Below are 4,698 nucleotides of genomic sequence, written 5' to 3'. Positions count from 1 at the left end.
GTCCTGGTCTTCTCCCGCCGCACCGCACGCCACGGATCCGGGTGCGCACACTCACCGTGACCTGCTGCTTATGCACATCGATCCCCGCGACATGCAAGTACAACACATCCAAACGAACCCCTCCGTCCCGATCACAAACCAGGGACGGCGCCGCTCGCAGAGCCCGTCATAGACTCATGACACTGAGACACGTGCACCGGGGGGCAACAACCTGGGATACCAGGGACAGGCTCCAACACCATTCTTGCTTTCAGGCACCGCGAGGGCACCAAGCACAACCGGCGACGGCGAGCGACACCGCCGACCGAGTTTCACCCACCTGTGGGTGGCCCCGCCAGGGGCCATGGTTTTCTTGCTTGAAAGGTCGATCAGATTCGCCACGAGGCCTTAAGGCGGCGTCTGATTCAGGTCGTTTGCGGCTGATGCGTGTTTAGGTGTCTCGCCAGATTGGGATGGTTTCGTGGGTGACTCGTTTGGCGAGCTTGTCGATCATCGCGATGCGGATCATGCTGGCCGAGTTGTTCGGTAGGGCTTCGTAGTCAGGCGCCGGTGCATCATGATCCAGCGAGGGTGCGTTGGACGACCCAACGCCGTTCGACCACCGAGAACCCTCGTACGTGTGGGCCTTTGGCGACGACCTCGACATCGATCCCCAGGGTGGCGCCGTCTTCGATGACCTTGTTGGTAAAGCCGACGTCGGCCCAGGTCTTGGACAGGGCCTACCCAAGAGCCACGGCAATAGACTCCGGCTCAGGCCACGGAGGTGATGATCGTGTCGGCGAGGTCGACGCAGGCGTCTGACCTTTGTGGTTCGTTCGTAGCAGCGTTGCAGCCGGTTGGACGCTCTGTGTCAGCTGTTGGTTCGTAGGCCGTGGCGAGCGGCGGATTCGCCGCTGTCTGCGTGGCGATCGCTGCGGTGACTGCCGCCGACCTGGTGTGGCTGCTCGGGATTGCCGCCTTCGTGACCTAGTCCGGCGGGAATAGGGAAAATTCCCGATGTGCTGCGAACACACGGCTGTGAGAGTCGCTGACCTGGGGGTAACGACCGCAATACGAAAGCGGGGGTACATCTGTGTTCGAAGCGCAGCCGGCCCCGTTCGTTGGCCGCGCCCATGCCTTGCAGGTTCTCGAAAGCTCCTACACGACGGTGCGCGATGGGCGTAAGTCCGGTGCCGTGCTGATCTCCGGTGAGGCGGGCATTGGCAAGACCCGTCTGGTGCAGGAGTTCTGTTCGCGACGCCACGACGCGCTGGTGCTAGTCGGTGATTGCCTGGAGGCCGGCGACGACGCGCTGCCGTACGCTCCATTTGTCGGCGTGCTGCGTTCGGCGGCGCGGCAGGTCGGCGCCGATAAGATCCTCGAGCGATTGCCGGCCGGCGCGGCCGGCGATCTCGCGCTGTTGTCGCACGAGTTCGGCGCTGTTGCTCCCGGCGGTGACGGCATTCGGACTCGGCTGTTCGCGGCGGTGGTCGGCTGCGTCGAGGCGCTCGCTGTCGATCGACCGGTGGTGTTGGTGATTGAGGATGCGCACTGGGCCGACCGCGCAACCTGGGACCTGCTGCGCTTCGCGCTGCGAACACTCGATGAGGCTGCAGTGCTGACGCTAGTCATCCATCGCGACCTTCCGTTCGGCCACCCCGCTCGGCCACTGCTGGTGGACGTGCGCCGAAGCGAGACGGTTGCCGTCGTGGAGCTTGCCCGGTTCACCGATCTTGAGGTTGCCGAGCAAGCCACCGCCATCCTCGGTCACCGTCTGGAGGCGCCGACGCTGCGCGAGTTGACAATTCGCAGCGGGGGCGTTCCACTGTTCGTCCAAGCTGTGCTGGCGGAGCCGACGGGGACCCCGGGGACCTTGCGTGACCTGCTGCTGATGCCGGTGGAACGGCTATCAACGCGTGCTCAGCAGGCGGTGCGGCTGGCCGCGGTGGTGGGACCGGCGACCTCCTACAGCTACTTGGTCATGGGAGATCAGGGTGATGAGGTCGACCTGGAGGAGGCGCTGCGTGAAGCGGTCCACGCGGGTGTGCTGGTGCCCACCGGCGACGGATACGCATTCCGTCACGTGCTGATCCGTGACGCTCTCTACGAGGCGCTTCTGCCGGGTGAACGGGTGCGGCTGCACCGGCGCCTCGGCCAAGCCGCCGAGGATCTCGGCGAGGTGACCTCGCATGCCGAGGCGGCTCGGCACTGGTACGCGGCGAGCGACCTGCCCCGGGCGGTCACGGCCACCTGGCAGGCCGTGGAGTCGGCGCGAGCGACTTACGCCCACGCTGCTCAGCTGCGGCTGCTGGAACGGCTGCTGGAGATGTGGCCCCAGGTACCAGACGCCGAGGACCGGATCGGCAAGACACGGGCGGAGCTGCTGTGCGAGGCCGTCGAAGCTGCTCACGAGAGCGGCGAGCCGAAGCATGGCCTGAGGCTGGCCGAGGAGGCTCTCGCCGCCGCCCACGCGGCGGGGATGCCGGTGGTGGCGGCGCGTGTGTTGGAGCGCCGAGCCCGGATCCTGCGGTACCTGGGCCTGCCGGGCCCGGGCGACGACCTAGAAGCGGCGCTCGCTCTGGTGCCGGCCCAGCCGCCGACCCCGCTACGCGCCAGGCTGGTCGCCTACTTGGCGCAGCGGCGCTACGTGGAGCGCGATCTGAAGCGCGCCCGCGACCTGGTCGAACAGGCTCTCGCCGCCGCAGACCGAGCCGGCGACCCGTACGCCGAGGCACATGCGATGACCACGCTGGCGAGCATGGACGGTGAGGAAGGGCGGATCGACGCGGCCGGCGACGGCTTCCGTTCGGTGCGCGAAGTGTCGCGGCGCATCGGGGTGCCCATGCTGGCGGTGCGGGCTGACATCGAGGAAGTCGACATCCTCACCACCCGGGGCCTCTATTCAGATGCGATCGAGCTGGCGCAACGCGGTCTGCGCCGGGCCGCCGACACGGGCCTGGCCCGCACGCTCGGCGTACGGGTAGCGACCCATATGGTCGAGTCGATGCTTGCAGTCGGACAGTGGGACGAGGCACTAGAGGTGCTCGGCCACGCCGAGGAGCTCGTCCCACCGGCCGGATACCTCGCCGCCCTCCTCGGGCTGCGCGGCCAAATCCTGGTGCTGCGTGGCGACATCGGCAACGCCGAGGCCACCGCACGGCGGGCCCGGGATCTAGTGCCCGATGGGTTTGACACGCCCTGGGAGCAGTACTTGCAGACCTGGCTGCAGGCGGAGGTCTCACTCGCTAGGAATCGCCCAGCGGAGGCGGTCGCTGCGGTGCTCAAGGCGCTCGACGCCCACCGAGCCGACCTGGAGCCGCGATATGCGTGGGCGGTCCTGCACGCCGGCGCACGCGCGCTCCATCGGGCCGATCCGCATCTCACCACAACCGGCGAGGCGCGGCAGTGTTTGATGGCGACGGCCGAGCGCCTGCCCGCGCGCACCCCGTGGGAGGAGGCGTATCGTGCCTCCTTTAACGCCGAAATGGTTGAAGCGGCCGAGCGGGGCCCGGCCGTGGAGCATGCGCTCTCTACATGGGAAAAGACCGGATTGCCACATCCAACGGCGGCTGCGTTGCTAGAGGCGGCAGAGGTCGCGGCGGCAGCCGGCGACCGCACGCTGGCCGCTGCGCGGCTGGCGCGGGCCATCCAACTCGCGACAACCATCACCGCGGGACCGTTGCTGGACGAATGTCACTCGTTGGCGCTACGGGCCCGCATCGTTATGCCTCACCCGGCAAACAAGGGCGCCGCTACCGTTCAATCCGCGAACCCGTTCAGCCTGACGCAGCGCGAGATGGAGGTTCTCGAACTGGTCACCCAAGGACGCACCAACCGACAGATCGCTACAGAGCTTTTCATATCTGTCAAGACAGCGAGCGTGCACGTCTCCCGGATCATTTTCAAGCTAGACGTCACCAACCGGGGCGAGGCGGCTGCGCTGGCCTACCGAATGCGGCTGTTCGAGGCACGGCCACACCCACCGGCCAGTGAGGGCGGCGGCGGTTAAGCAGAAGGACCTATCGAGTCGTCGACGGCAAGCAGATCGAGGGCACACAACGACCGATCTTTCATCCGTAACGGTCGGACCTACTTCCGGGTCTGTACAACGAACGGTGTGTCTCCTGATCAAGGAATAGACACCGATGACTGACATGACGACCGCCGTGGATACTGCCGTGGTGGCGAACAAGGATCCGGCGCAGTCGCCGGTGAATGGGGTCGATGACGAGCTAAGGGACGTCTCGTAACGAGGTGAAGGCGTTGCCCGGCAACCGGCCGGTGGTCAGCCGGTGAGGATGATGTTGTGGATGTTGGCGATGCCGGAAGCGGCGTCGGCCAATGTGTGGGCGGCGCGTCGGTAGTCGCGCAGGATCTTGAAGCACTTCATCCTGGCCAGGGCATGTTCGACCCCTGCTCGAACGGTCCGGTGTTCGACGTTCAGGGCCTCCTTCCAGGCGGGCAGGTCGGTGCCGTCGGAGGGCTTGCGGTACGGGATGATCACCTCGGGGTTGCCGCGGTAGCCGCCGTCGGCGATCACCGGCCGCCCGTCCAACTTCTCGGCGATGCCCAAGGTGCGGTAGACGGTCGTGTCGTTGCGGTTGCCGGGTTGCGGGTCGCCGACGGCGATGACCAGGCGGGTGGCTGGCGTCGATGGCGATCTGCAGGTTGGTGGAGTAGCGGTCCTACCTTCTTTTCGGGTTGCTCGGGCCAGTCGTA

1 protein-coding gene and 2 pseudogenes are annotated in these 4,698 nt (G+C 66.6%); 1 reads left to right on the top strand and 2 read right to left on the bottom strand.

Annotation, left to right across the window (positions count from 1 at the left end; all coding sequences use genetic code 11):
- Positions 1-430: 430 nt before the first annotated feature.
- Positions 431-716 (bottom strand): annotated as a pseudogene (locus AB0873_RS31735) (IS5/IS1182 family transposase); the annotation flags it as partial.
- A 356-nt stretch (positions 717-1,072) separates the two neighbouring features.
- On the opposite strand from AB0873_RS31735, the gene AB0873_RS31730 reads away from it, so the two are divergent.
- The gene (locus AB0873_RS31730) at positions 1,073-3,988 is read left to right on the top strand and encodes an AAA family ATPase (protein ID WP_366604410.1); all 2,916 of its coding nucleotides are present in this window, start codon (positions 1,073-1,075) and stop codon (positions 3,986-3,988) included.
- A gap of 276 nt (positions 3,989-4,264) precedes the next feature.
- On the opposite strand, the pseudogene AB0873_RS31725 reads toward AB0873_RS31730, so the two are convergent.
- Positions 4,265-4,661 (bottom strand): annotated as a pseudogene (locus AB0873_RS31725) (transposase family protein); the annotation flags it as partial.
- Positions 4,662-4,698 lie beyond the last annotated feature (37 nt).

This window comes from Micromonospora sp. NPDC047707 (assembly GCF_040704235.1).
Classification (GTDB): Bacteria; Actinomycetota; Actinomycetes; order Mycobacteriales; family Micromonosporaceae; genus Micromonospora.
The sequence above is the reverse complement of the archived record's forward strand: the minus strand, read 5'-3'. Positions and strand labels throughout refer to the sequence as shown.